General features: G+C 63.1%; 25 protein-coding genes. 13 read left to right on the forward strand and 12 right to left on the reverse strand.

The annotated features are described in order from the left end of the window. Nucleotides 1–46: 46 nt before the first annotated feature. From CLAM6_RS07380 to purU, 7 genes are all read right to left on the reverse strand, one after another. Entirely contained in the window at nucleotides 47–892 is an 846-nt protein-coding gene (locus tag CLAM6_RS07380) for an IclR family transcriptional regulator (RefSeq protein ID WP_107334959.1), read from the reverse strand. Nucleotides 893–1033: 141 nt separating this feature from the next. Continuing rightward, on the reverse strand, nucleotides 1034–1729 hold the full coding sequence (locus CLAM6_RS07385) for a hypothetical protein (RefSeq protein ID WP_197738723.1): 696 nt from the start codon (nucleotides 1727–1729) through the stop codon (nucleotides 1034–1036). A 1-nt stretch (nucleotide 1730) separates the two neighbouring features. Continuing rightward, a complete protein-coding gene (locus CLAM6_RS07390; RefSeq protein ID WP_242007774.1) occupies nucleotides 1731–4739 on the reverse strand; it encodes a 2Fe-2S iron-sulfur cluster-binding protein in 3009 nt (1002 codons plus the stop codon). Next, nucleotides 4736–5047: a sarcosine oxidase subunit delta gene (locus CLAM6_RS07395; protein WP_054555966.1), complete on the reverse strand. Its 312-nt coding sequence runs from the start codon at nucleotides 5045–5047 to the stop codon at nucleotides 4736–4738. The genes CLAM6_RS07390 and CLAM6_RS07395 overlap by 4 nt, the downstream gene beginning before the upstream one ends. 115 nt (nucleotides 5048–5162) lie before the next feature. Next, entirely contained in the window at nucleotides 5163–6404 is a 1242-nt protein-coding gene (locus CLAM6_RS07400) for an FAD-dependent oxidoreductase (RefSeq protein ID WP_153635595.1), read from the reverse strand. Between the two features lie 38 nt (nucleotides 6405–6442). Beyond that, nucleotides 6443–7390: a bifunctional methylenetetrahydrofolate dehydrogenase/methenyltetrahydrofolate cyclohydrolase FolD gene (folD, locus tag CLAM6_RS07405; protein ID WP_153635596.1), complete on the reverse strand. Its 948-nt coding sequence runs from the start codon at nucleotides 7388–7390 to the stop codon at nucleotides 6443–6445. Nucleotides 7391–7485: 95 nt separating this feature from the next. Beyond that, nucleotides 7486–8364 carry a formyltetrahydrofolate deformylase gene (gene purU, locus CLAM6_RS07410; protein WP_054555969.1) on the reverse strand — a complete coding sequence of 293 codons (879 nt, stop codon included), beginning with the start codon at nucleotides 8362–8364 and terminating at the stop codon, nucleotides 7486–7488. A 452-nt stretch (nucleotides 8365–8816) separates the two neighbouring features. On the opposite strand from purU, the gene CLAM6_RS07415 reads away from it, so the two are divergent. The 6 genes from CLAM6_RS07415 to phnE (CLAM6_RS07440) all read left to right on the forward strand — a co-directional run bounded on the left by CLAM6_RS07415 (nucleotide 8817) and on the right by phnE (CLAM6_RS07440) (nucleotide 14527). Beyond that, entirely contained in the window at nucleotides 8817–9194 is a 378-nt protein-coding gene (locus CLAM6_RS07415) for a hypothetical protein (protein WP_153635597.1), read from the forward strand. A gap of 641 nt (nucleotides 9195–9835) precedes the next feature. Next, nucleotides 9836–10783, forward strand: coding sequence for a phosphate/phosphite/phosphonate ABC transporter substrate-binding protein (phnD, locus tag CLAM6_RS07420; RefSeq protein WP_153635598.1), 948 nt, complete (start codon nucleotides 9836–9838; stop codon nucleotides 10781–10783). 298 nt (nucleotides 10784–11081) lie between these two features. After that, the gene (gene phnD / locus CLAM6_RS07425; protein WP_153635599.1) at nucleotides 11082–12029 is read left to right on the forward strand and encodes a phosphate/phosphite/phosphonate ABC transporter substrate-binding protein; all 948 of its coding nucleotides are present in this window, start codon (nucleotides 11082–11084) and stop codon (nucleotides 12027–12029) included. A gap of 22 nt (nucleotides 12030–12051) precedes the next feature. Then, nucleotides 12052–12888, forward strand: coding sequence for a phosphonate ABC transporter ATP-binding protein (gene phnC / locus CLAM6_RS07430; protein WP_153635600.1), 837 nt, complete (start codon nucleotides 12052–12054; stop codon nucleotides 12886–12888). Continuing rightward, nucleotides 12885–13706 (forward strand): phosphonate ABC transporter, permease protein PhnE, encoded by an 822-nt coding sequence (phnE, locus tag CLAM6_RS07435; protein ID WP_153635601.1) that lies wholly within the window; start codon nucleotides 12885–12887, stop codon nucleotides 13704–13706. The genes phnC and phnE (CLAM6_RS07435) overlap by 4 nt, the downstream gene beginning before the upstream one ends. A gap of 5 nt (nucleotides 13707–13711) precedes the next feature. Next, a complete protein-coding gene (phnE, locus tag CLAM6_RS07440) occupies nucleotides 13712–14527 on the forward strand; it encodes a phosphonate ABC transporter, permease protein PhnE (protein ID WP_153635602.1) in 816 nt (271 codons plus the stop codon). 193 nt (nucleotides 14528–14720) lie between these two features. Here the strand turns inward: phnE (CLAM6_RS07440) and CLAM6_RS07445 are convergent, their stop codons facing one another. Then, a complete protein-coding gene (locus CLAM6_RS07445; RefSeq protein ID WP_153635603.1) occupies nucleotides 14721–15611 on the reverse strand; it encodes a LysR family transcriptional regulator in 891 nt (296 codons plus the stop codon). 122 nt (nucleotides 15612–15733) lie between these two features. Between CLAM6_RS07445 and CLAM6_RS07450 the strand changes: the two genes are divergently transcribed. The 7 genes from CLAM6_RS07450 (at nucleotide 15734) to CLAM6_RS07480 (ending at nucleotide 21602) form a co-directional block, all read left to right on the forward strand. Then, nucleotides 15734–16024: a putative quinol monooxygenase gene (locus CLAM6_RS07450; protein ID WP_153635604.1), complete on the forward strand. Its 291-nt coding sequence runs from the start codon at nucleotides 15734–15736 to the stop codon at nucleotides 16022–16024. An 86-nt stretch (nucleotides 16025–16110) separates the two neighbouring features. Beyond that, complete coding sequence (locus CLAM6_RS07455; RefSeq protein ID WP_153635605.1) at nucleotides 16111–16839, forward strand: glycine betaine ABC transporter substrate-binding protein; 729 nt, start codon at nucleotides 16111–16113, stop codon at nucleotides 16837–16839. Nucleotides 16840–17006: 167 nt separating this feature from the next. Further along, nucleotides 17007–18173: an L-dopachrome tautomerase-related protein gene (locus CLAM6_RS07460; protein WP_153635606.1), complete on the forward strand. Its 1167-nt coding sequence runs from the start codon at nucleotides 17007–17009 to the stop codon at nucleotides 18171–18173. Nucleotides 18174–18509: 336 nt separating this feature from the next. Next, nucleotides 18510–19523, forward strand: a complete 1014-nt coding sequence (locus CLAM6_RS07465) for a zinc-binding alcohol dehydrogenase family protein (RefSeq protein ID WP_153635607.1) — start codon at nucleotides 18510–18512, stop codon at nucleotides 19521–19523. 157 nt (nucleotides 19524–19680) lie between these two features. Continuing rightward, entirely contained in the window at nucleotides 19681–20076 is a 396-nt protein-coding gene (locus tag CLAM6_RS07470; RefSeq protein WP_153635608.1) for a VOC family protein, read from the forward strand. A gap of 255 nt (nucleotides 20077–20331) precedes the next feature. After that, the gene (locus tag CLAM6_RS07475) at nucleotides 20332–20769 is read left to right on the forward strand and encodes an RcnB family protein (protein ID WP_153635609.1); all 438 of its coding nucleotides are present in this window, start codon (nucleotides 20332–20334) and stop codon (nucleotides 20767–20769) included. Nucleotides 20770–21173: 404 nt separating this feature from the next. Beyond that, on the forward strand, nucleotides 21174–21602 hold the full coding sequence (locus tag CLAM6_RS07480) for an RcnB family protein (RefSeq protein WP_197738726.1): 429 nt from the start codon (nucleotides 21174–21176) through the stop codon (nucleotides 21600–21602). A 98-nt stretch (nucleotides 21603–21700) separates the two neighbouring features. On the opposite strand, the gene CLAM6_RS07485 is transcribed toward CLAM6_RS07480, so the two are convergent. From CLAM6_RS07485 to CLAM6_RS07500, 4 genes are all read right to left on the reverse strand, one after another. Beyond that, nucleotides 21701–23092, reverse strand: coding sequence for an amidase family protein (locus CLAM6_RS07485; protein WP_153635611.1), 1392 nt, complete (start codon nucleotides 23090–23092; stop codon nucleotides 21701–21703). Further along, entirely contained in the window at nucleotides 23089–23772 is a 684-nt protein-coding gene (locus CLAM6_RS07490) for a DUF2848 domain-containing protein (RefSeq protein ID WP_153635612.1), read from the reverse strand. Before CLAM6_RS07490 ends, CLAM6_RS07485 begins: the two co-directional genes overlap by 4 nt. A 114-nt stretch (nucleotides 23773–23886) precedes the next feature. After that, nucleotides 23887–25167 carry a TRAP transporter large permease gene (locus CLAM6_RS07495; RefSeq protein WP_153635613.1) on the reverse strand — a complete coding sequence of 427 codons (1281 nt, stop codon included), beginning with the start codon at nucleotides 25165–25167 and terminating at the stop codon, nucleotides 23887–23889. Next, nucleotides 25167–25772, reverse strand: a complete 606-nt coding sequence (locus CLAM6_RS07500; RefSeq protein WP_054555982.1) for a TRAP transporter small permease subunit — start codon at nucleotides 25770–25772, stop codon at nucleotides 25167–25169. The genes CLAM6_RS07495 and CLAM6_RS07500 overlap by 1 nt, the downstream gene beginning before the upstream one ends. Nucleotides 25773–25854 lie beyond the last annotated feature (82 nt).

Genomic DNA, 25854 nt, shown 5'->3' on the forward strand with positions numbered 1-25854 from the left:
TGATGAAGGGCCCGGGGTGAACAAGATCGGCCAGACGGACACGGCGTCAGCGGCGGTGCAGGCCACCCAGCTCATGATTGATATGGCGGGCGCAGTCCATCAGCGCGCCGCGCAACAGCAGGCGGCGGCGCTCATCGGCCATCATCGCATCAGGGCCCGAGATATTGATGGCGCCGACCAGATGGCCGGTATGGTCATAAAGCCCCGTGGCAATGGCGGTGGCGTAGTCGGAGCGGCTCTCCACCCACCCCTGGCGGCGGGCTTCCTCGATGGCATCCTTCAGGGCCGGCAGGTTCTGGGGCGCCGGCGGTGGGTAGTCATCCAGCCGAATCTGACGGTAGAGCTGCTGCAGTTCATCCTCGCCCAGCACCGTGAGCAGAATGCGCCCCATGGCGCTGACATGACACGGCAGACGGGAACCGATGGGGATGTTGACCGACATGCGCTGTGCGGCGAAGGCGCGGTAGAGATAGATGGCATCCGTGCCCTCGCGAACGCTCAAGTGACACGACATGGTGGTCTGGTCGCGCAGGGTGTCCAGGTGGGGGGCGACCACCTCGACCAGGTCGCGGCTGGCTAGATAGCTGAAGCCCAGCGAGATGACCTGTGGCCCCAGTTCATAGGTATTGCGGGCGATCTTCTTGAGATAGCCCATGTCGGTGAGAGTGATGACGATGCGGTAGATGGCCGAGTTGCTGGTGCCCAGCTCCTCGGCGAAGTCGTTGGTGGTCAGGACCTTGCGACTGCTGCTGAACATCTCGAGGATTCTCAGCCCGCGAAACAGCGCCGGCACGGTGTAATCGTTCTCGCGCGATGCCGCGAGCGAGGAAAGTGCTGTCGGGGCGCTCGCGACATCTTGCCCGCTGGAAAGCGACACTTGGGAATCGGACATACCTGGTTCCTTTGGCAACGTACGACAGGCGGTTGGCGAAACGCAGCGTCCCCGTCGCGGCCTGTGGTTCAGGCAGCGGCGGGGAGCGGGTGGTAACGCGAGAGGCATCCGCGGGCGGATACCGATGTCGCGCCGCAATCGCTAGCCGTGATGATGGGCCAGCAGGGCAGCGACTGTCACTTTCTCGCCGGAGTATTCGCGCATGGCATCGAGCATGACGCCCCATAGATAGTGGCTGGAGGCGATGTCGAACAGCAGGTGGAAGCAGGGACACGCAAGGCTCCCCGCATTGACGATGATGGCATTGGTGCGTGCCACCGAGGTCTGGGCGACGCTTCCCGGCGGGAAGGCTTCGCCGCGCAGATCCACCCCGCACAGCTTGGCCATCAGGGCGGGCAGGGTGCTGCCGCTCAGGCTGAACCAGGCGTGGGAATCACGCCGTGGCAGGGAATGCACGCGCATGCCCTGGGCCAGCGCTTCATCCGCCTGTGCGATGAGCGGCAGCTCGGCCACGCCCGCCTGTGGGCTGATGGCCGGCGCCAGGTGAAGAAACTCACCCACTGACAGCCTGACCAGCCAGCTGCCATCTGACTGAAGCGTTGCCGCATTGGGCGTGCCCGGCACCGTGAAACCCAGCGTGGCCAGCCAGTCGGCGGCGTCGCGGCCGCGCACTCCTGCGCGACCCAATGCGGTCATGTCGGCGAGCGCACAGTGACTGAGGGCCGCCGTCGAGACATCTGCCGTCGCGGTCGTCATCGGGCTGACCAGGCTCTCGGGCAGTGGACAGCGTGCCAACGCCGTGGCGCCGCCCAGCGTGTTCGTCATGGTTGTCGTCATCTCACAGCTCCTGGCGGGCAGACTCGGGATCGAAGAAGGGCAATGCGACGACGTCGGCCTGGACCAGTACGTCGCCCTGCGTGCGGATGGTGATCTTGCTGCCGGGCGTGCTGCTGTCGAGTCCAGCGTAGGCCAGGCCGATGATGGCACCCAGCGTCGCACTGTACTCGCACGAGGTCACGTTGCCGGTGATGTCGCCGCCGGGCTTGGCGGCGTCTGCGCTCTGTTCACCTCCGCTGAGCACCAGCTGACCTTCCAGCGGTTGCGGGCTGTCCTTGGGCAGCATGAAGCCGACCAGCTTGCGGGTCTGGAGCTGGGCGGCAAGAATATCGATCGCCCGCCGTCCGACACAGAAGGGCTTCTTGTGGCTGACTGCCCACTCAAGGCCGATCTCACCGGGATGGCTCATGCCATCGGTGTCCTGACCAATGATGATGTGGCCTTTCTCCAGACGCAGCAGACGCTGGGCCTCGACACCGAAGGGGCGGATCTCGGCCTGCTCGCCTGCGAGCATCAGCAGGTCCCACAGCGCTTCGCCGAAACGGCTCGGCACATGGATCTCGTAGCCCAGCTCACCGACGAAGCCGACCCGCAGCAGGCGTGCCGGTATGCTGCCGGTGGTGCCCAGCAGCTCGGTCTCGATGTGGCCGGTGCGCAGCTCAAGATAGGGGAAGGCCTGGGGGCTCAGGTCGATATCGCGGCACACCTTGCTCAGCACCTCGCGGGCTCGGGGGCCGGCCAGATTGACGGCGCACCAGGCCGTGGTGACGTTGGTGATATCGACATCCAGCCGCCACTGGGCATTCCACTTCAGCATCTGCTGGTAGACCCGGTCCACGCCGCTGGTGGTGGCGGTGACATAGAAGTGTTCCTCACCGAGGCGGCACGACACGCCGTCATCGATGATCACGCCTTGCTCGTTGGCCATGGTGGCGTAACGCGTGCGCCCCACCGGCTGCTTGAGGAAGGCGAAGGTGTAGAGGCGGTTGAGCAGTTCGGCGGCGTCCGGCCCGCGCAGCTCGATGCCCCCCAGGGTCGAGACATCGATCAGGCCCACGCCATTGCGCACGGCCAATGCCTCGTTCTGCATGGCGTCATTGCGCTCCTCCGGGCGGCCATAGAAGGCCGGGCGCGCCCAGTGGCCAGCCGGCATCATGGTGGCGCCCAGATCCAGGTGGCGCTGATGCATCGGTGTCTGGCGGTAGGGGTCGAAGCTGCGACCGGCCAGCAACGGCAGCGGTTCGGCCACGAAGGGCGGGCGCGCGGTGGTCACGCCGGTTTCGCTGACGGTGCGCTGGGTGGCTTCGGCGACCAGACGCGCGGCCGGCAGTGCCGAATGACGGCCCTGGGAGGGGCCCATGCCCAGTGTCGAGAAGCGCTTGACCAGCTGGATGTCGCGATAGCCGTGGCGGGTGGCATTGAGGATGTCGCGAATCTGCAGGTCTTCATCCAGATCGACGAACTCCTTGCCCTTGGGGTGCGCGAACAGCGGCCAGCCATGCTGACGGAAGGGACGTGACGGCGTGATGGCCGCCGGCTCATTCGCCTCAATCGTGACATCCACGACCTTGCCTGCGGCGGCAAGCCCGGCCAGTGCAGATCTGGCGGCACGCTGGCCATCGGCCATCACGTCCTTGAGGTGATAGAGGCCATTGGCAGAGCCCGCCATGTGCAGGTGTGCCGGCAGGCCGCTGAGGCTGAAGCGTGCATCGTCATCCAGATAGGAGAGCTTGGCACCCGCCTGGCAAGCCAGCTGATAGACCGGCATGTAGCCCGCCGTCATGCAGACCAGATCACAGGGGATCACATCCCCTTCGTCAGCCAGTTCGCCGCGCGCGACGATCCTGCGTACCTCGACGCCCGTGACGTGATGCAGCGACTTCTCCGCCTGCGCTTCATAGATGGCGTGCTCGAGCTTCAAGGCGATGCCACAGTGACGGACGGCATCGGCCAGACTTTCATCATCGGGCTGGGCGCGCATGTCGAGCAGGGCGACGATGTTGACGCCGTGCTCCATCAGGTCCAGCGCCGCCAGATAGCCATCATCGCTGCCGGTGATCACCACCCCTTGCTTGCCCGGCAACACGCCATAGTGCTGCATCAGGCGCTGGGCGGCACTGGCGAGCATGATGCCCGGCAGGTCGTTGTTGCGAAATACCACCGGCTGGTCGAAGGCACCGCTGGCGAGAATGCACTCCTTGGCCCGCACCTTGTAGAGGCGCTTGCCGCGGATCACCGGCAGGTAGTTGTCGGTGAACCAGGCATTGCAGGTCGCCTCGGTCATCACGTCGATGCGCGGATGCGCCGTGACGGCCGCGGCGAGACGCTCAAGTGTCTGGCTGGCCTCATGTCCTTCGGCATCGAAGCGTGCGTAGGTCAAGGCACCGCCGAGCAGGCGGCCCTGTTCGACCAGCAGCACGCTCGCGCCACCCTCGGCAGCCTCAAGCGCGGCCGTCATGCCGGCCGGGCCGGCGCCTACCACCACCACGTCATGGAACAGATAGGCCTTGTCGTGATAGTCGCCGCGTACGTCCAGATTCAGCGTGCCGAGCCCGGCCTTGCGACGAATCAGCGGCTCCCAGTACTTCCAGACGCCCTTGGGCTTGTAGAAGGCGCGGTAATAGAAGCCCACCGGCATGAATTTCGAGAACTTGCCCAGGCGCATGTCGCGGTCGTTGTCCAGGCTGCCAGAGACGTTCTGGGCGGTGACTTCAAGCCCCGGACTGATCTGGCGCTCATCGCCCAGCACGTTGGGCTCATCCGGCAACTGCACCAGGGTGTTGGCATCCTGGCCGGCGAAGGTCAGGGCGCCACGCGGGCGGTGATACTTGAAGGAGCGCGACAGCAGCCAGCGGCCATTGGCGGCCAGGGCACTGGCGATGGTGTCGCCGGCAACGCCCTGATAGCTCTTGCCGTCGAAGCTGAAGGTCACGGGCGTGTCACGGTCGATCAGTCGGCCCATCGGGGCCGGCAGACGTGCGCCTCGGGTCATGGGGACTCTGGCGTTCATGCGCGTTCTCCCGAGCTATCCGTGGTGTGCAGTGGGAACTCCACGCGCTGGGTGAAGCGCTCGGAGGGGTCGAAGGTGCGCAGGATCTCGTCGGTCACGGTGTGACGCTCGGCGAGGAACCAGTAGCTGGAGGCCGCGTGCATCCACCATTCGGTGACGACACCGGCGGTGTTGTCGCTGAAGAAGACGTAGTCGGCCCACTCGCGATCACTGCAGGTATCGGGGTCTGGCATGTCGGCAAGCTCGCCGCCATACACGAATTCGCTGATATTTCGGGGCCCATTGAGTGGGCAGGGCATGATCTTCATCGCGGAAATCCTTGACCGTTGTTCTTGTACATCCAGCGTGGGGTGCGCATACCGGGGCAGTCATCGAGCCTTGTAGGTCGAGCCGCTGCGAGCCGTTGCGATCCATCGCGAGCCATCAGTGGCTGGCGGCAGTCGCGCCCATCTCGTTGACCTGACGGAAGCGCGCGAAGCGTTCCAGCGCGAAGGGGGCAATCAAGTCCGGAGTCTTGCCGCCGGAGGCGACCAGCTCTGCCATGGTCTTGCCGCAGATCGGCGTCGCCTTGAAGCCCCAGGTGCCCCAGCCGGCATCCAGGTAGTAATTCTCGACGGGGCTCTCGCCCATGATCGGGCTGTAGTCCGGCGTCATGTCGGTCGTGCCCGCCCATTGGCGCATCAGGCGGGCCTGGGACAGGAGGGGGAACATCTCCAGCGCCGCGGCGATCAGGCTTTCCTTGAGGTCCAGCGTCGAGCGGGTGTTGTAGAGCGGGTAGGGGTCGGAGCCACCGCCGAACACCACCTCGCCACGGCTGGTCTGCTGCACGTAGCAGTGCAGGGCCGAGGAGCTGACGAGCGGGTCGAGGAACGGCTTGAACGGCTGGGTGACCATCGCCTGCAGCGGGTAGCTGATGATGGGCATGGTGAAGCCGGCCTTGCTGGCGAGTACCGAGCTGTGCCCGGCCACCGCCTGCACCACGCAGCCGCACTGCACGGTGCCGCGATTGGTCTTCACGGCGCGGATCTTGCCGCCTTCGACCACCAGGTCCTGCACCTCGGTGAGCTGGTGGATCTCGACGCCGCGCTTGGCGGCTTCCTTGGCGTAACCCCAGGCGACCGCATCATGCCGCGCGGTGGCGCCATCGATGTGCCACAGGCCCGCCATGACCGGCAAGTGGCCGGGGTCCAGATTCAGGGTCGGTACCAGCTCGCGGATCTGCTGGCGATCCAGCATCTCGGTGCGCCCGCCGAAATGGGTGTTGACCTCGGCGCGCTGGCGGAAGGCGCGCACGGTGGAATCGGTGTGCGCGAGGGTCAGCTGGCCACGTTCCGAGTACATGATGTTGTAGTCGAACTCGTTGGACAGTCCCTGGAACATGCGCACCGATTCGCTGTAGAAGCGCACGCCTTCCGGCGTCAGGTAGTTGGAGCGAATCACCGCGGTGTTGCGTGCGGTGTTGCCACTGCCCAGGTAGGCCTTTTCCAGCACGGCGATATTGGTGATGCCGTGATATTTGGCCAGATAGTAGGCGGTGGCCAGGCCGTGCCCGCCGCCGCCGATGATGACCACGTCGTAGCGGGACTTCAGCTCCGTGGGCGGGGGGAGGTCGACTTCGGCCGGATACTCGGAGGACAGGCCGTACTTGAGCAGGGAAAAGGGCATCGGTGACTCCCGGTACGCGCAAACGTACCTCTAGTGGTTCAGGCCGACTGGCGACGCGCGGCAGTCAGGGTGTTGGCGAGCAGGCAGGCGATGGTCATCGGGCCGACGCCCCCCGGGACAGGCGTGATGGCGCCGGCGATCTCGCTGACCGCAGCGAAGTCCACGTCTCCGACCAGGCGGGTGCGCGCCTTGCCGGTGGGGCTTTGCTCGGCGGACTGCGCGATGCGATTGATGCCCACATCGATGACCACGGCGCCGGGCTTGATCCAGTCGGCGTTGATCATGTTCGGGCGCCCGACCGCGGCGACCACGATATCGGCCTGGCGGCAGAGTTCGGCGGGGTTCTGGCTGCGCGAGTGCAGTTGGGTGACGCTGCAGTTGGCGGCCAGCAGCAGACTGGCCATCGGCTTGCCGACGATGTTGGAGCGGCCGATGATCACCGCGTGCAGCCCGGAAAGGTCTCCGCCACGCTCGGCAAAGGTGTCACGCAACAGGCGCATGCAGCCGGTGGGCGTGCAGGGCGCCAGGGCATCGGCGCCCTGCACCAGCGCCCCGACGTTCATGCGATGGAAGCCGTCGACGTCCTTGGCGGGATCGATGGCCTCCAGCACCGCGTCTTCCTGGATATGCGCCGGCAGCGGCAGCTGGACGAGGATGCCATGCACCTCGGGGTCTGCATTGAGTCTGGCGACCAGCGCCAGCAACTCGGCTTCGCGGGTCTCGCTGGGCAGCACGTGCTCGAAGGACTGCATGCCACACTCGACGGTGCGCTTGAGCTTGTTGCGCACATACACCTGACTTGCCGGGTCTTCGCCGACCAGCACGACGGCAAGCCCCGGTATCACGCCCTGTTGCGCGAGGCTTGCGACCTTTGCCGTGACTTCCTTGAGCAGTCGCGCCGAGGCGGCCTTGCCATCGATCACGGCGGCGGTGGGCTGTGCGAGTGTCTCGTCCGCGCTCGCGGTGGGTGTCGCTTGGGTATTCATGACTGCGCTTCCTCCCTTGGGTGACGGCCGATGATTCACGCGTGGTCTGTCTTGAAGGTTTGTGTGACGCCTTGCTTGAAGACTTGTTTGAAGTCTTACTTGAAAATCACGGTTCGATCATTGGCGAGGAAGACGCGGTGTTCGATGTGATAGCGCACGGCATTGGTCAGTGCCTGGGTCTCGGTATTGCGACCCGCTGCGACCAGATCTTCCGGGGCGAAGTTGTGTTCGACCCGCTGTACGGCCTGATCGATGATCGGCCCTTCGTCGAGATCCGCGGTGACGTAGTGAGCGGTGGCTCCGATCAGCTTGACCCCGCGGGCGTGGGCCTGGTGATAGGGCTTGGCGCCCTTGAAGCCCGGCAGGAAGGAGTGGTGGATGTTGATGGCGCGCCCGGCCAGCTTCTGGCACAGCTCATCGGAGAGAATCTGCATGTAGCGCGCCAGCACCACCAGCTGAGTGCCGGTCTCGTCGACGATGTCCATCAGGGCCGCTTCCTGGCGCGCCTTGGTGTCCTTGGTGATCGGCAGGTAGACGAAGCGGATGCCTTCGCGCTCGACCATCGGGCGCAGGTCCAGGTGATTGGAGACCACCGCGGTGATCCGCATGTCCAGCTCACCCTTGCGGTAGTGATAGAGCAGGTCGTCCAGGCAGTGGTCGAACTTGGAGACCATGATCAGCACCGGCATCTTGTCCTGGCCACCGTGGATCTGCCATTGCATCTCGAAGGGAGCCGCCACGTCCTCGAAGGCCTGACGCATCTGGGCGATATCGCCTTCGACGCCTTCATTGAAGCGGAAGCGGGCGCGGAAGAAGAACTGCCCCTTGTCCTCATCATCGTATTGCGCCAGCTCACTGATGTAGCACTCATGGGTGGTCAGGAAGGTGGTGATGGCCGCCACGATGCCGGACGTCGCCGGGCAGCTGATGGTGAGAATGAAGTGATCGTCTGAGGTGCAGGTCGCGTGAGGCATTCTGGGCTCCGATGTCGGCAGAGAGGCATTGTTGTTGTGATGTGAAGAATTTCATTCACTGACGTGGCTGTGGCTCGGTTATTTCCTGTCAGTGACTTAATTTTCTTCTCAAGTAAATAACAATGTTTTTCTGGCGCTGGGTCAAGCCTGATCGACGCGCCGGCCGGCGTTAGCGCCCATGAAATTAAGACAATCATTCACTGATGAATTTTTCCGCTTTGGGAGAGTGCGGCGCAGGGCAAGGCCATGCGGCGGACGAGGGTGGGACAGGTGTCAGATGAGACACGCTCGTCTCGGGATGGCTACAACTTTTGGATAAGGTGAAAGAAATCGTCATGTCAGGGATCGACAATTGCGAGCTTGAATATCAACACGTTAGTGTCTGCTCATGACAAACCTCGAGGGACGCCCTCCAGGACCCGGTATTCATGCAAGATGACGAGGTAGACACGATGCGCAAGTTGACGATCGCAGCACTGATGGTGGCCAGCATGGCCGGTTCCTCCGTGGCACTGGCCGGCAATCCGACGCTTGAGGCTCACAAGGACAGCGCCAAGACTCAGTACTCCCAGTCCAAGAACAGCGCCAAGTCCCAGTACAGTCAGTCCAAGAACAGCGCCAAGTCCCAGTACAGCGAGTCAAAGAACAGCGCCAAGTCTGCCGCCCAGTCTCACAGGGCCACGGCAAGCAGCAAGGCATCGGCCAAGACATCACACGCCAGCCAGGCGGCCAAGTCAGCCAAGTCCAGTGCCAGCAACAAGGCGAGCGATACCCAGTCTCGTTACCAGAAGAAGAACTACGCCGACGTGCTCAAGAACGAGCGCCACTGAGGTATGACATCGCTGCCTGATGGCGGCTGAGTGCCCCGGATGATGAAAGCCCCCCGCAGCCTTTGGTTACCGGGGGCTTTTGCGTTTCGGCCACTTTTGTTCAGATCCTGTCTCCAGCCGCTGTGGCCAAGCCCTTTGCGTAAGGCCCTCGTCTCCAAGCCCTTTGCTTCAAACCCTTTGCATCAAGCCCTTGGGTCCAAGCTCTCGGGGCCAGCGCCTTGGCTTCTTGCTCACGACGACAGGCCGTAGAGAGCGAGTGGATCTCAGCGTTCTCGATAGCGCGACCTTCACGCCGTGCTGGGTGCCTGTCAGGCAAGACGGCTTCATCGCGTGGCGAAGTGATCAGCTCGCCATCTTCAAATGAACGTCAATCAGCGGGGGAGAAGGCCACGATAGCGGGGCATCATGGGGCCTGGCAGCCTCGGCGCGAGCCGTTATCGGAAAATACATATGGAGATTCATATTTTCAGATAACCATGAAAGTCGCCTTGTCATGCTCGCTCCAGGGCGCTGTCTTCGGACTGTCATGCGAGCGCATCACGTTCGCAATGCAAGCGTCATCCAATCTTCATACGAAGCGCCTACTTTACATCCGCAGCTGGATCTCGGTTCGAACGAAAAAAACTCAAGGGGCAGGGAATATGAAGACGCTTGGCTTGGTGGTAGGCGCGATGATGCTGGTTCCTTCGATGGCACAGGCGGCGTTCAGTCTGGATAGCCGTTACGACGATGCCGATGGGGATCTGGTGGCGGATATTCCTACGGATGCCTCACAGCTCAAGGACCCGAGCACGCTGGTATTTGCCTATACGCCGGTGGAAGACCCGGCGGTCTATGCCGATGCCTGGTCTGACTTCCTGGATTACCTGGCCGAGAAGACCGGCAAGAAGGTGCAGTTCTTCCCGGTGCAGTCCAACGCTGCCCAGATCGAAGCCATGCGTGCGGGTCGTCTGCATATTGCCGGCTTCAATACCGGTTCCAACCCGCTGGCCGTGGCCTGTGCCGGCTATCGCCCGTTCACCATGATGGCGGCGGCGGATGGCAGCTACGGCTACGAGATGGAAATCATCACCTACCCGGGGTCCGGCATCGACAAGGTCGAGGACATCAAGGGCAAGGAAATGGCCTTCACCTCCGAGACCTCCAACTCCGGCTTCAAGGCACCGTCTGCCATCCTCAAGGCCGATTACGACATGGTCGCCGGTACCGATTTCACGCCGGTGTTCTCCGGCAAGCATGACAATTCCATCCTCGGCGTCGCCAACCACGATTACGTCGCTGCTGCCGTCGCCAATTCGGTGATGGGGCGCATGGAAGATCGCGGCGTGATCGAGGCGGACCAGATCAAGACGCTCTATACCTCGCAGACCTTCCCGACCACCAGCTACGGCGTCGCCTACAACCTGACGCCGGAGCTGCAGGCCAGGATCAAGGACGCCTTCATGAGCTTCCCCTGGGAAGGCTCCTCACTGGCAGCGGAGTTCTCCGAGTCCGGTGAAGCGAAATTCGTGCCGATCTCCTTCCAGAAGGAGTGGGAAGTCATCCGCAAGATCGATGACGCCAACAACGTTCAATACAACTGCCGCTGAACCCCGCAAGAGGGATCAGGCAGTGACATGACGGGCGTAACGCGACCTCCCGAATTGATGCCATATGTGGCTGGCCGGGAGGTCGTGAAGGGTCTAGATCGTGAAGGGCCCAGGTCGTGAAGGGTCTAGGTCGTGAAGGGCCAAGGTCGTGAAGGGCTAGGACCCTGAACGCCAGTGCCGCCAGTCTGTAATATTGGCTTATATGTATCAGTGAATATTGTCGGGTGGCGTCGCCAGCTGATGATATCTGTCCCTCGCGCGAGGCGGGGGCAGATCAAAGAACACACGGGAGAAGGGAATGAAGCGTCTTGGATGGTGGCTGGGGTCATTGCTGTTGGTGCCGACGCTGGCGCAAGCGCAGTTCAGTCTGGGCGAACGCTACAGCGATGCCGATGGCGACATGGTGGCGGATATCCCCACGGACCCCGCCGAACTGAAGGACCCCGCCACCCTGGTATTTGCCTACACCCCAGTGGAAGACCCGGCAGTCTACGCCGATGCCTGGTCTGATTTTCTGGAGTATCTGGCCGAGAAGACCGGCAAGAAGGTGCAATTCTTCCCGGTGCAGTCCAACGCCGCCCAGATCGAGGCCATGCGTGCCGGCCGTCTGCAGATTGCCGGCTTCAATACCGGTTCCACCCCGCTGGCGGTGGCCTGTGCCGGTTTTCGCCCCTTCACCATGATGGCCGCGGACGATGGCTCCTTCGGTTACGAGATGGAAATCATCACCTATCCGGGCTCCGGGATCGACAAGGTCGAGGACATCAAGGGCCGCGAGATGGCCTTCACCTCCGAGACTTCTAATTCCGGCTACAAGGCACCGTCGGCGATTCTGAAATCCGACTACGGCATGACCGCCGGGACCGACTTCACCCCCGTGTTTTCCGGCAAGCATGACAACTCGGTACTCGGTGTGGCGAACAAGGATTACCCGGCCGCCGCGATCGCCAACAAGGTCGCCCGTCGCATGGAGCAGCGCGGTGTGATCAAGCCCGAGCAGCTCAAGACGCTGTATACCTCCCAGACCTTCCCGACCACCAGCTACGGCATGGCGCACAACCTGACGCCGGAGCTGCAGGAGAAGATCAAGGACGCCTTCAGAACCTTCCCGTGGGAAGGCTCGTCACTGGCAGAAGAATTCACGCCGGTGGGGGAAACCCGGTTCATCCCGATTTCCTTCAAGAAGGAGTGGGAAGTCATCCGCAAGATCGACGCGGCGAACAACGTTCAATACCACTGCCGTTGATCGGCAGGGGCGGGAGTCAAACGTGCTGAAACTAGAGAAAGTCACCAAGACCTACAAGACAGGCGATCTGGCGCTCAATGCCGTCAGTCTTGAGGTACCGGCAGGGCAGGTGGTCGGGTTGATCGGCCCGTCAGGGGCGGGCAAGTCGACCTTGATCCGCTGCATCAACCGGCTGGTCGAGCCGACCTCTGGCGAGATCAGTCTGGCCGGCGAGTCCCTGACGGGCCTCAAGGGGAGCGATCTGCGCCGCGTCCGTCGGCGTATCGGGATGATCTTCCAGGAATATGCGCTGGTCGAGCGTCTGACGGTGATGGAAAACGTGCTGTCAGGCCGACTGGGCTATGTCTCGTACTGGCGCTCGCTGTTGCGTCGTTATCCGGCGGCAGACGTGCAGCAGGCGTTTGCATTGCTGGAGCGGGTGGGGCTTGCGGGGCGTCACGACAAGCGCGCCGATGAGCTGTCGGGCGGGCAGCGTCAGCGAGTCGGCATCGCGCGGGCACTGGAGCAGAATCCGGAGCTGTTGCTGGTCGATGAGCCGACCGCCTCACTGGACCCCAAGACCTCGCGCCAGATCATGCGTCTGATCCAGGGCATGTGCCGCGAGCGTGGCCTGCCGGCGATCATCAACATCCACGATGTGATGCTGGCCCGCAACTTCACGGACCGCCTGATCGGGCTGCGTGCCGGGGAAGTGGTCTTCGATGGACCGCCGGACGCACTGACCGACGAGGTGTTGACCACCATCTATGGTGCCGAGGACTGGACGCAGCTCAATCCGGAAGAGGGCGCCGAGGAGGCGGCAGATGAACCGGCGGTGCGCCCGCAGGCACCGCGCGAGCAGATGGTGGCGGCGACATGACAACGCCAGCTTCCTCTTCCTCCACCATGCCGACCCGCTGGCAGCGTCCGCCGGTGATGTTCAAGCGTCGCTGGCATGCCTGGCTGTTCATGCTGTGTGCCATCGCCTATCTGGTGGTGGCAACCTCGACCATCGAGGTCGACTGGGCACGGGTCCAGGAAGGCATGATCCGCGGCTGGCGCTTCCTGCAGGGCTTCCTGGTCCCGGATTTCACGTCGCGCTGGCGTGATATCCAGCAAGGGCTGATCGAGAGCCTGACCATGACCTGGACCTCGACGCTGGCGGGCATTCTGATCTCGATCCCCATCGGGATCGGCGCAGCACGCAATCTGGCCCCGGCGCCGATCTATTTCCTGTGCCGCTCCATCATCACGCTGTCGCGCTCCTTCCAGGAAATCATCATCGCCATCCTGCTGGTGGCCATGTTCGGCTTCGGACCCTTCGCGGGCTTTCTGACGCTGACGTTCGCCAGCATCGGCTTCGTCGCCAAGCTGCTGGCCGAGGAGATCGAAGCCTGTGAGGCCGTCCAGATCGAGGCGATACGTGCCACCGGTGCCGGATGGTGGCAGGTGGTCAACTATGCCGTGCAGCCTCAGGTCATGCCGCGCCTGATCGGCTTGTCGCTCTACCGTCTCGACATCAATTTCCGTGAGTCCTCGGTGATCGGCATCGTCGGTGCGGGCGGGATCGGCGCGACACTCAATACGGCGATCGATCGTTACGAATACGATTCCGCCGGCGCCATCCTGATCATGATCATCGCCATCGTGCTGGTGGTGGAATATTCCTCTTCCTATATCCGTCGGTGGGTGCAATGACAGTCATGACAGACAGTTCCTCGTCTTACGCCCCTGTCTGGCAGCGTTCTTCGTCGCGTCAGCGCCTGGTGAAGTGGGTTGGCCTGTTCTGGCTGGTGGCGTTCAGCGTCTACTGCTGGCAGGTGATGAATGAAGACACCATCTGGGCCTTCGTGGAGGATGCGCCTGCCCAGGCGGCCGATATCGGCGGGCGCATGTTCCCGCCTGAGTGGAGCTACCTGGGGCGCCTGTGGCAGCCGCTGTGGGACACCCTCAACATGGCGACGCTGGGTACCGTGCTCGGCGTGATCATGGCCGTGCCGGTCGCCTTCCTCGCCGCCAGCAACACCACGCCGAGCGTGCGCTTCATCCGTCCGCTGGCGCTTTTGATCATCGTGGCCTCGCGTTCGATCAACTCGCTGATCTGGGCGCTGCTGCTGGTCGCCATCATCGGCCCGGGGCTGCTGGCGGGGGTGATCGCCATCGGTCTGCGCTCCATCGGCTTCGTCGCCAAGCTGCTCTACGAAGCCATCGAGGAGATCGATGAGCGTCAGGTCGATGCCGTGCGTGCCACCGGTGCCTCGGGGCTGCAGGTGATGAACTACGCCGTGGTGCCGCAGATTCTGCCGGCCTTCTGGGGCATCAGCGTGTTCCGCTGGGACATCAATATCCGCGAGTCGACGATTCTGGGACTGGTCGGGGCCGGTGGACTGGGGCTCAATCTGCAGTCCTCGCTCAACGTGCTGGCGTGGAACCAGGTCAGCATGATCTTCGTGGTGATCCTGTTTACCGTGATCGCCTCCGAGTGGGTCTCGGCCAGGGTGCGCCAGGCCGTGTTGTAACCAGGCCCATCCCCGGATCCAGGTCCAGATCCAGATCCAGACCTTGAGGCATGTCCGCAACACGCGCAAAGCAAGACGCCAACACCTCTGTCGCGCGCAATGCGCACAGAGGTGTTGGCGTTCTGGTTGCGGCAAATGTCTTGCCAGATCGACAGACGACGGGCCGGCAAATGACGAGGCGGCTGTGTCCTGATCAGGCCGATTCGCTGAAGGTCTCGACCAGGTGCTGGGCAAACGCCTGCACGCGACGCGGCTGGGCGCGCGCCGGCGGAAACAGCAGCTGCAGCGGCGAGGGCGGCGCGGCATGTTCCGGCAGCAGCTCGATCAGGCGACCCGCACGCAGATCCTCCTTCACGTCGACTTCCGATTTCAGGGCGATGCCCAACCCTTCCAGGCACCACTGACGCACCAGTTCGCCGTCATTGGCGATCCGGTTGCCACTGACGGTGACGATCTGCGGCACCTTGTGACTGCCGAAGCGCCATTCGTTGTCGAGGCTCTTGCCGAAGCGCATCACCAGGCAGTTGTGGTGCTTGAGGTCCACCGGCGTCAGCGGCGCAGGATGCTGCGCCAGATAGGCGGGGGAGGCGCATATCAGGCGGCGTTTCTGGCCCAGATGCCGCACGCGCAGCGTGCTGTCCATGATGGTGCCGAAGCGCAGGGCAAGATCGATCCCCTGGCCGACGATATCCACGTAGCTGTCCGACAGCAGCAGTTCTATCTCGATGGTGGGGTGCAGATGCTGGAATTCGGTGATGGCGCGTGACAGGGCGTTGCGGCCCAGGTCGCTCGGCGCACTGACGCGAATGCGGCCGGTGAGGGTCTGGGCGCCCAGGCGGATACGGGTCTCCAGTTCCGACACGCTGTCGAGCAGGCCGCGGGCTTCCTCCATCAGTGTCCGGCCTTCTTCGGTCAGGCTGATGGCGCGCGTGGTGCGGTTGAGCAGCACCACCCCGTAATGGGCTTCCAGCGCGGCGAGGCGCTCGGACACGGTGGTAGGCGACAGCCCCGTCTCGCGTCCTGCGGCGGTCAGACTGCCTTTCTCGATGATGGTCAGGAACAGGGCGATATTATCCAGCAGCATTGTACGGTTTTTCCGAATTATCTTTGCGTAAGTTGGATGTTTATACGGATGAGGCTTGTGGCTAGGATGACCACATCGCTTGCGCAACTCAAGCTTCCCGATCACGCCACGGAGTGTCTTTCATGACCCAGCTGACCATCATCGCCAATATCCATGCCAAGCCGGACCAGGTCGAGCAGGTCAAGACAGCGCTTCTGGCACTGGTGCCGATCACCCGTGCCGAGGAAGGCTGCCTTGGCTATACCCTGCACCAGAACAACGATAACCCGGCGCACTTCACCTTTCATGAGAATTGGGCCTCGCGGGAACTCTGGCAGCAGCACATGCAGGCCCCGCACCTGGAAGAGTATGTGGCAGCGACCGAAGGCGCGGTCAGCGAATTCACCCTGCATGAAATGACCGCCTTCGACTGAGGGCGGGCCTGGGCCCTGGCTTACCACCGCGGCCATGCAGGCCTGCTCGCTTTCTTTCTCCTTCAAACAACCCACTCGAGGCAGTCATGACAGACCCCATCCGTATCGGCCATATCGCGTTGTCCTTCCATGAGGCCAGTGCTCGGGAAGTGGCGCGTGTTCTGGAGAGCCACGGTCATGAGGTGACCTTCGCCTCTGCTCCCCACGAAGAGGCCTTCGCGATGCTGGGGCGAGGGGAGGTCGACATTCTGGCCTCCGCCTGGTTGCCGTCGAGTCATGAGACCTACCTGGCCCCCATGCTGGAGGACGTCGACAAGCTCGCCGTCATCTATGAGCCGTATTGCATCTGGGGAGTGCCGGATTACGTGCCACAAAGCGCGGTGGCAAGCGTCACGGACCTGCTGCGGGAACCGGCGCTCAGCAAGATGGAGCTGATCATCCAGGGCATCAATCCGGGGGCCGGCATCAGTCGCTTCTCGGTCGAGATGATCAAGCAATATGGTCTGGACGCCGCCGGGTATGTCTTCCGCACCGGCAGCGAAGCGGACTGTTTCGGTCGTTACGAAGCGGCGGTGGCGCAGGGGCGTTGGGTCGTGGTGCCGCTGTGGCATCCGCAGTTCCTGCATCACCGCTACCGGATTCGCGCCCTCAAGGAGCCCAAGGGGCTGCTGGGTACCCGGGATGACGCCACGCTGGTGGTGCGCAAGGAGGCTCGCCTGCGCATCGGCGCCGCGGCCCTCAAGGACCTCTCTCAGCTCTACATCGGCAATCCTCGCTTGAGCGAACTGGAAGACGACCTGCGTCGCCGCGCCTGATGCGTCGCACCTGATTTATCGCACCTGAATCTTCTCGCCTGAGTTTTCTAACCTGAGTCTCGACTAACCCCGGGCGATGGCCACGTCACCGCCCAGTCTCTTCATCTCATCATCATCGACCCCTGCCGGTGCAGCGCACAGCGCCAACCGGCGGGCAAGGAGCCCCCATGCCGTTTTCTCGCCTCAAGACTGCCATTCTCATCGCCTCACTGGGCGTTGCCACTGTCGCCGGCGCCGCGCAGGCGGCCGCTGACAGCACGGCCGTGACCCCCCAGAATGCGCAAGCCGCCTCCCTGCGCGACGGCACGCTGACCACCGTCGCCGAATATTCGGACACCCGCCCCGGCAACATCACCTTCACGCCGGATGGCCGCTTGATCATGTCCCAGCAGCCACTCGATGCACCGGCGCTGCGCGTGGTCGAGATCACCCAGGACGGCAAGCGTGTGCCGTTCCCGAACCTGGACTGGGCCGATGGCCCGGAAAAGGGCGAGGTCGGCATCGCCTCGATCATCGGCGTGCACTCCGACAGTCAGGGTGTGGTGTGGATGCTCGACATGGGCAGCCAGGACAGTGCGCCCAAGCTGGTGGGCTGGGATACCCGCAGTGATTCGCTCAAGAAGGTGATTTCGCTTGCCGGTGACAGCGTGCTGCCGATCTCCTTCCTGCAGGATTTCGTCATCGATGAGCAGCGCGGCAAGATCTATATCGCTGACATGACCTTTACCGCGCCGGCCTCCAGCATGAAACCGGCCTTCGTGGTGGTGGATATCGCCAGCGGCAAGACGCGTCGCGTGCTGCAGAGCGATGAAAGGCTGATGCCGGTGGAACACGACATGGTCATCAATGGCCATCTGATGGCGGCCAAGGGCGACAAGAATGGTGAGCCGAAGCCCTGGTACCTGGGCTTGAATGCCATCGCCTTCGATCCGGCGGGTGACGTCGTCTTATTCGGTGGCGTGAACGGCAGTGAGATCTATCGTCTGCCGGCGGCTGAGCTGGCCGATGACACTGCCACGGCGGCGGAACTGGCTCGCGCCATCACGCCTTACGCCCCCAAGCGCCCCAATGATGGCTTCATCTTCGATGGCCGCCGCGGCGGCATCATCGCCGGTGACGCGGAGCAAAACGCACTGACCTTCTCATCGCCGGAGGGCATGTCGGTGATCGCCCAGGATGACGAGCGTCTGCGCTGGCCGGATGGCTTCGCCTTCGCGCCGGATGGCAGTCTCTACCTCACCACCAACCAGCTGAACGCCCACCCGGCACTCAATCAGGGTGTGGATGGCAGTGACAAGCATTACTACCTGCTCAAGCTGACACCCGCCAACTGACCCTTGCTCCCTTGGGGCTTGGTCCTCGGGCAACTCATTGCCTTGGCGCCATGGCTTTCTCGCTAGCCTGTGATCTGCGCAGGACGTGTCTCACGACCGTCCTGCGTTGTCGTTCTTGTGTCTGGCCGGCGCATCTCGCATCGCAAGCTGATCACCCGTCGGCGTCTCCTTGCACGCAACACGCAAACTCGCCATACATTATCCGCTTTATCCGGATTAACCTTGCGGGTGAGGGCTGTTTTTACGCCAAGGCCAGAGAGTTAACATGCTGTCATCGCATCACGGCACGGCCTTTCAGTGCTGCCGTGACTGACATGATCTTTAGGAGAGACTCTGATGAAAGCCATTGGTTACTACGCTGCCGGTTCCGTTGATCGTGACGACGCTCTGGTCGATATTGAACTCGAGACACCGGTCGCCACCGGTCACGACCTGCTGGTCAAGGTTGCCGCGGTCTCGGTGAATCCGGTGGATTACAAGATTCGTGAGAGCCGCGAGCCGGCCGCCGGCGAAGCTGCCGTCATCGGATGGGACGCCGTGGGCGAAGTCGTCGCCATCGGTGACCAGGTCACGGCCTTCGCCCCGGGCGACAAGGTCTGGTATGCCGGTGATCTCACCCGCGCCGGCACCAACAGCGAATTCCACCTGGTGGATGAGCGCATCGTCGGCCATGCGCCCAAATCCGTGGCGGCCCATGAGGCGGCTGCGCTGCCGCTGACCACGCTGACCGGCTTCGAGATGCTGTTCGATCGTCTGCGTGTCACCGAGCCGGTGCCGGGTGCTGCACGTGCCATCCTGATTATCGGCGGGGCCGGTGGCGTGGGCTCCATCACCATCCAGCTGCTGCGTGAGCTGACCGACCTGACCATCATCGCCACGGCGTCACGTCCCCAGACCCGCGAGTGGGTGAAGTCACTGGGCGCGCATCACGTCATCGACCACAGCCAGCCGCTGCCGGCCCAGATCGAGGCGCTGGGCATCGGTGCACCGGCCTTCGTGTTCTCGACCAACTTCTCCGAGCACTACGCGCCGCAGGTCGCCGAATTGATCGCGCCGCAGGGCCGTTTCGGCATGATCGATGATCCGGAGACCCTCGATGTGGTGCCGTTCAAGCCCAAGGCCGTTTCCATCCATTGGGAACTGATGTTCACTCGCTCACTGTTCACTACCGCCGATATCACGCGTCAGGGCGAGATCCTCACCAAGGTGGCGGGTCTGCTGGACACTGGCAGAATCACCTCCACCGCGACGGAAACCTTCGGCACCATCAACGCCGAGAACCTCAAGCGCGCGCATGCCTTGCTGGAAAGCGGCAAGGCCAAGGGCAAGATCGTCCTCGAAGGCTTCTGATCGAAGCCACTGTCGAGGCGGTGATGTGAAAGGAGTGCGGCCGGGCAACCGGTCGCACTCCTTTTCGTGAAAGACACTCTCATTGCCACCCGGCACTCACAAGCCACCTTGTCTGCTGGTGAGTGCCGAGTGGCTGATACAATGATGGAACCCTGTCATGGGCATACAGCGCCTTGATCATGTGAACCTGCGAACCGGACAGCTGAGTGCCATGCTCCAGTGGTATGGCGATGTGCTGGGGCTGCACAGCGGGCCGCGTCCCGATTTCCCCTTCGCCGGTGCCTGGCTTTACGCCGGGGAGGTGGCGGTCATCCATCTCATCGACATCGGTTGCCTGCCAGCGATCAGCAGTGATGCCAGTCTCCGGCTTGAGCATTTCTCGCTTGCCGCCACGGATATCGAGGCATTCGAGGCGCGCCTGGCGGCGTCCCGTACGCAATATCAGCGGATCGCGCTCGCGGGTGGCGGGCTTGTGCAACTGCACATGCGAGACCCGGACGGCAATCATCTACATCTCGATTTTGCCACCGCACCCTGCCGCGCCGTGGCCTGAACTGGCTCTTGGAGGTCATATCTGGCTCTAGGAGGTCATATCTGGCTCTAGGAGGTCATATCTGGCGCCAAGTGGCTGCCAGACTTGAGGAAAGCGTGTAGATCGTGCGTTATCCAACCGCAAATTGCGCCGCTGACGCGATAAGCTGATGGTAGGGAATGGCGATCTGGAACGCAGGGTGTCCAGCCTTCAGCAGGATGGCCTGAGCTGGACTCAGCACATCGCACGCATACGCAATCAGCCGAGGAGGCCAACATGGCGAAGCGGTCATTTGCGGTACTGACCCTGGTGTTGTCGTTGCTGGGTGCTGGCCTCGTGCAGGCTGACTCGGCGGGTGACGGCAATGATGACAAGGACGAGGAGCGGCTGCGCCAGAAGCATCATGATCTGGAAGGTCAGGTAAAGGCGCAGCGCGTTCAGGCGCAACAGATGCGGGAATTGAAGAAGATTCAGCACCAGGAAAAGCTGGCTGAGAAGAAAGCGGTGGCAGAGGCTTCGCCGGCACATGTCTGGAAGCGGGGCGGCAAGGTGCCGGACACTGTCGCCCGGGATGATGGCCTTCGGGTCGAGAACTGGCAGCAGCACAAGCTCTCGGAACCGGGCGCCAACCAGCGCTGGCTGCAGCTCAAGAATGCCTTCGTGCTGATGAATACCGAAAGCCATGTCATCGATGAGATCGTGCTCGAGCAGTGATGCCGCAGGTAGCGATGACATTACCTATCACTGATGCAAGCTGTCCTCATCCGGCGACGCTCTGATGGGGCACCCACCCCCTTGCGACCATGGAATACGCAGGCACCAATGCTTGCCACGCGCCATGGCGCGCCATATCAGCCATTACAAATATCTGCTTCTCGATGTCGTCATTGCGCAACAAGGATGCGTCAACTGGCGACAAGTCGTTGCGAATTGTGCGCAAAAGTGGAGGTTGGCGCGCTGGCTTGCCGTGGCGAACACGAGACGATAGTGTTCTCTCATACCGTTTGTTAACACTGTTTCTTAACTCTGTCTCATGACCCTGTTTCATGACTCCGTTTCATGACCCTGATTCACAGCCTCGGCATTTCTTGATGCCGAGTACGACGAGGAGGCCAGACATGCGCAATCGCACCCTGACCGTAATGATGATGATCTTCACCCTGATGACCGCGTCGCTGGCGCAGGCATCGCCCAACGACCGCGATAATCGTGGCGGTCAACACAACAGCCAAGGCAACCAGCACAACAGCCACGGCAACGGGCATCAGAAGAAAAAGCAGCAGACGCGTCACGACCAGCCTCAGCGTCATAATCAGCAAAAGCATCAGGCGCAGGCCAGGCATCAAGGTCAGAAGTCACACAACTGGCGTCGCGGTGACCATGTGCCGCGCAGCTACTACTCCAACAAGCGTTACTGGGTGAGTGACTGGCGTGCTCACAAGCTGTCTGCGCCGCCGCAGGGACATCGCTGGTTGAACATCGATGGTCGCTATGTGCTGGCGGCCGTGGCGGGCGGTGCCATTACCGCGATCATTCTCAATAATTGAGGACAGTCAGACTGTCCGCGTCATGAAAAAGGGGCCTCCAGATGGAGGCCCCTTTTGCGTTTTTGCGGTCAGCCGTTGTTGCGATTCGCAGCACAGCACTATTGCGCGAGCAGTGTCTCCAGCGCCTGGGCGACGCGCAGCAGCGCCACATCCTGACCCTGAGGGCGTGACAGCATCAGGCCCAGCGGTTCTTCGTTCACCGCTGCCGGCGCCGGAATCGAGATCGAGCTGGCATCCAGGTAGTTGAAGACGCTGGTGTTGCGCAGCGCGCGCTTGTTGAGCTGGGCGAAGAGCGCGCCATCCTGCTCCAGCAGGTCACGACGCGGAGCACGCATGGCAACGGTCGGCATCAGCACCGCATCGACATCCTGCACCTGCTGGGCGAAGCGTTGCTGGATGGCGGTGCGCGGCCACAGGCGTGCCAGATACTCGCTGGAGGTGATGTCGCGCCCGCCGTTCAGGCGTTCGGCGATCAGCGGATCATACTGGGCTTCATGAGTGGCCAGCAGTTCGTGATGCACGGCGGCCGCTTCCGGAATGACCAGCCCGCCGCGCTGGTTGATGGCGTAAGCGGCCTCGATGGCTTCGACCGACGCACGCTGGAGGCGAACCCCCAGCCCCTCGAGCCGTTCCAGCAGGGCGGCGAAGTCGGCGGCCACATCGGCGTCCACTTCACTGACCAGCTCGCTCTCCGGCACCAGCAGCGTCAGCGGTCGAGTGAGCGGCGTCGGGTCAGCGACCTCACCGCTCAGGACTTCCCACAGGAGGCGACAGCAGGCGACGCTGGGCGCGATGGGGCCGATGCAGTCCAGGCTCGGTGACAGCGGGAAGGCGCCATCTCCCGGCACGCTGGCCTGTGACGGCTTGAAGCCGGTCAGGCCACAGAAGGCCGCCGGAATCCGCAGCGAGCCGCCGGTATCGCTGCCCAGGGTCGCGGCTGCCAGCCCGAAGGCGACGGAGGCGGCGCCGCCGGAGGTCGAGCCGCCGGTGATGCGCTCGCCGTCGAAGGGGTTGGGCGGCGTGCCGACGTGGGGATTCAGGCCCAGGCCAGAGAACGCGAACTCGCTCATGCTGGTGCGGCCGGCGTGCAGGATACCGGCGGCTTTCAGGCGGCTCAGCGCCACAGCGTCCTGATCGGCGGGGCGACTCTCTGCCAGTGCCCGCGAGCCTGCCAGCGTCGTCATGCCGGTCTCGTCGAAGAGGTCCTTGATCGAGACCGGAACCCCTCCCAGCGGCAACGACGTCGCAGCCGCCTTGAGTTGCTGCTGAGCGGTGGCCTGCACGCTCATGCCAGCATCATCGCGGCTGATGATGCTGTGGTTGGCGCTATCACCCAGGGCCTGATGGCGCTCGGCAAGTATCGTGGCGGTCTGCTCGGGGCCGAAACTGCCTGTCTGATAGGCGGCCAGCAACTGCGTCAACGTGCGCTGGCGGGGCGGGCGCGCCCAGAATTCACGCGCCTGTTCAAGGCGCTTGCTCTCATCACTCATGCCACCACCTCAAGTTCTTCCACCTCATAACGGTGCTCGATGCGACGACCGGTCTGCGGGTCGATCAGGCGCATGTTAAAGCTCGGGCTGGGGCGGATGCCACCGATCGCCGGCACGGTGCCGCACAGCAGCACGCTGTTGGGGGCCAGGCTGCCGTCCTTGGCGATACCGGCCGGCAGGCGCTCCATCAGGGTGGCGACCGGCAGCAGCTCGGCGAGAGTGCCCTGCTGATAGCGCACGGTCTTGCCAGCATCTTCGATCTCGCTTTCGATCTCGAGGCTGTCCCAGTGGTCGATGACCTCACTGAGCTTCCAGGCATGGCGGGCAATCGGCTTGGCGCACAGCTGCTTGGATTCGGCGACGCCGACGGCTTCGAGCTTGCGGTCGGTGTGGTCCGAGGCGATCGTCACCCACAGAGTGCCTTCGGCGTCGCTGACCAGGCAGGTTTCGACCTCACCGGAGCCCTCGCCGCCGAGCATCGCGACCTGAGAGGCCTGGGTCAGGGTCTCGCGGGTCACGCGGTAGAACAGCGGGGTCTGGGAGGGCGGTGCCACGCCCAGCAGCTTGAGCTCGTCGATATGGTGCTGCACGCCCGCCTGGTCGCGTCCGGCCCAGCCGGCAATCGCGACGCGCTGGACATCAAGGGTGAATTCGCCGTTGTCATGGGTAAAGGTCAGCATGGGAATCGCTCCGTTATCAGGGGTTGTCGTTGTTCTGTGCAGGAAGTCTTGAATGAATGGTGTTGCGCCAGTGACACCTGCCGGCTTGCCAGCAGGTGTCAGGCAAAAGCGGCTTTACAGCGCCGAAGGCAGCGACAGCGCGATCTGCGGGAAGGCCACCAGCAGCGCGGCCATCACCAGCATCGCGCCCAGATACGGCAGGGTGCCGATGATGACGTCGGCGAAGGCTTCGCCACGCCGTGAGGCCTGCACGATGTAGAGGTTCAGGCCGACTGGCGGGGTGATCAGTGCCAGCTCGACGAACAGGATCATCACGATGCCGAACCACACCTTGTCGTAACCGGCCGCCGCGATCAGCGGAGTGACGATGGGAATGGTGATGACCATCAGCGACAGGGTCTCGATGAAGAAACCGAGCACGATGAACAGCGCGATCACCGCCATCAGCAGCGCGAAGGGCCCCAGGTCATAGGCCTCGAGCAGGCCGGTGACCTGCTGGACCATGCCGGAGGAGGCCAGCGCGAAGTTGAGGAAGGAGGCCGCCATGATGATGAACAGGATCATCGAGGTGGTCTTGACGGTGCCGTCCAGTGCGCGGCTGATCATCGACAGATTCAGCGAGCGGTTGATGGCGGCGAGGCCCAGCGAGGCCAGCACGCCGATGGCGGCGGCTTCGGTCGGGGTCGCCCAGCCCAGATAGATGGAGCCGACGATGACGATGAACAGCACCAGCAACGGCAGCAGGAATGACAGGCTCTTGATGCGGGTGCTCCAGCTGGCGCTCTGACGCGGGCCGCCCAGGGATGGCTTCCAGACACACAGCAGCAGCGAGGCCAGCATGAACAGCGCCGCCAGGCCGAGGCCCGGTACCAGGCCGGCCATGAACAGCTTCGGGATGGAGGTTTCGGTCAGGAAGCCATAGACGATCAGGTTGATCGACGGCGGAATCAGGATGCCCAGGGTGCCGCCCGCGGCGATGCTGCCGCAGAACAGCTTGGCGTCATAGCCGAGCTTCTTGCCCTGGGGCAAGGCCACGGTCGAGACCGTCGCCGCCGTTGCCACCGAGGAGCCGGAGGTCGCCGAGAATAGTGCCGAGGTGGTGATGTTGGCGTGCAGCAGGCCGCCCGGCAGCCACGACAGCCAGTGGTCCATGGCGCGGTAGGCCTTCTCGGCGATGCCGGCGCGCACGATGATCTCGCCCATCAGCACGAACAGCGGAATCGCGATCAGCAGGAAGGAGTCCGCGGCAGACCACAGGTTCTGGCCCAGCGCCTTGGTCAGCGGGAAGAAGGAATAGAACTGGTCGATCCCGAAGGCGAGCAGGAAGAGGGTGACCGCAACGGGAATGCCGGCCAGCAGCAGGGTGAAGATACCCACCGAAAGAAAGCCCAACATCAGCGAGTCTCCTTGGTCGTGGAGGCAGCCTGGGCCAGAGCCCCTTCGCTTTCTCCGTGATCGGGGCCGGCCAGTGTCTCGAGCGTGGTGGTATCACGCAGACAGGCGGCAACGAGAACGCGCAGTCCCAGCACGCTGGTGGTGATCGCGAACCAGGCATAACCGGACAGCCACAGCAGCTGCGGAATCCACAGCGGTGTCGCCAGCGGGGTATTGGCGGTGGAACCATTGCTCAACGACTTGCCGAGTACCGGCCAGGCATTGATCAGAATCACCCAGGCCACCAGGTTCAGCGCCAGCATCGCGAGGATATCCAGGGTGTGGCGCGAGAAGGCCGGCAGCTTGCCGTGCACGACATCGATACGGATGTGGGCGCGCTCCATCAGGGTGTGGGAAAGGCCCCACGCCGAGAGCATCGCCAGCACATACCCGGCATATTCGTGCACGCCGGGCAGCGGATGATTGAACAGTTGGCGCATCAGGATTTCGGCGCCGATGAAGACCACGACGGCCAGCAGCAACAGGCCCATCAAGCGTGCGGCGTGGCGTGATATCGCGCGTGTCAGTGACACGAGGACATCGAGTGCGTGAAGGAAGGAGTTCATGAGTCGGGTCCTGCTGGGGCGCTGAACGAAGGCCGCTTTCTCGAGAAAGCCTGCTTATGAAGCCTGCTTTTGAAAGCATGCG

This window comes from Cobetia sp. AM6, from assembly GCF_009617955.1.
Taxonomy (GTDB): Bacteria; Pseudomonadota; Gammaproteobacteria; order Pseudomonadales; family Halomonadaceae; genus Cobetia; species Cobetia amphilecti.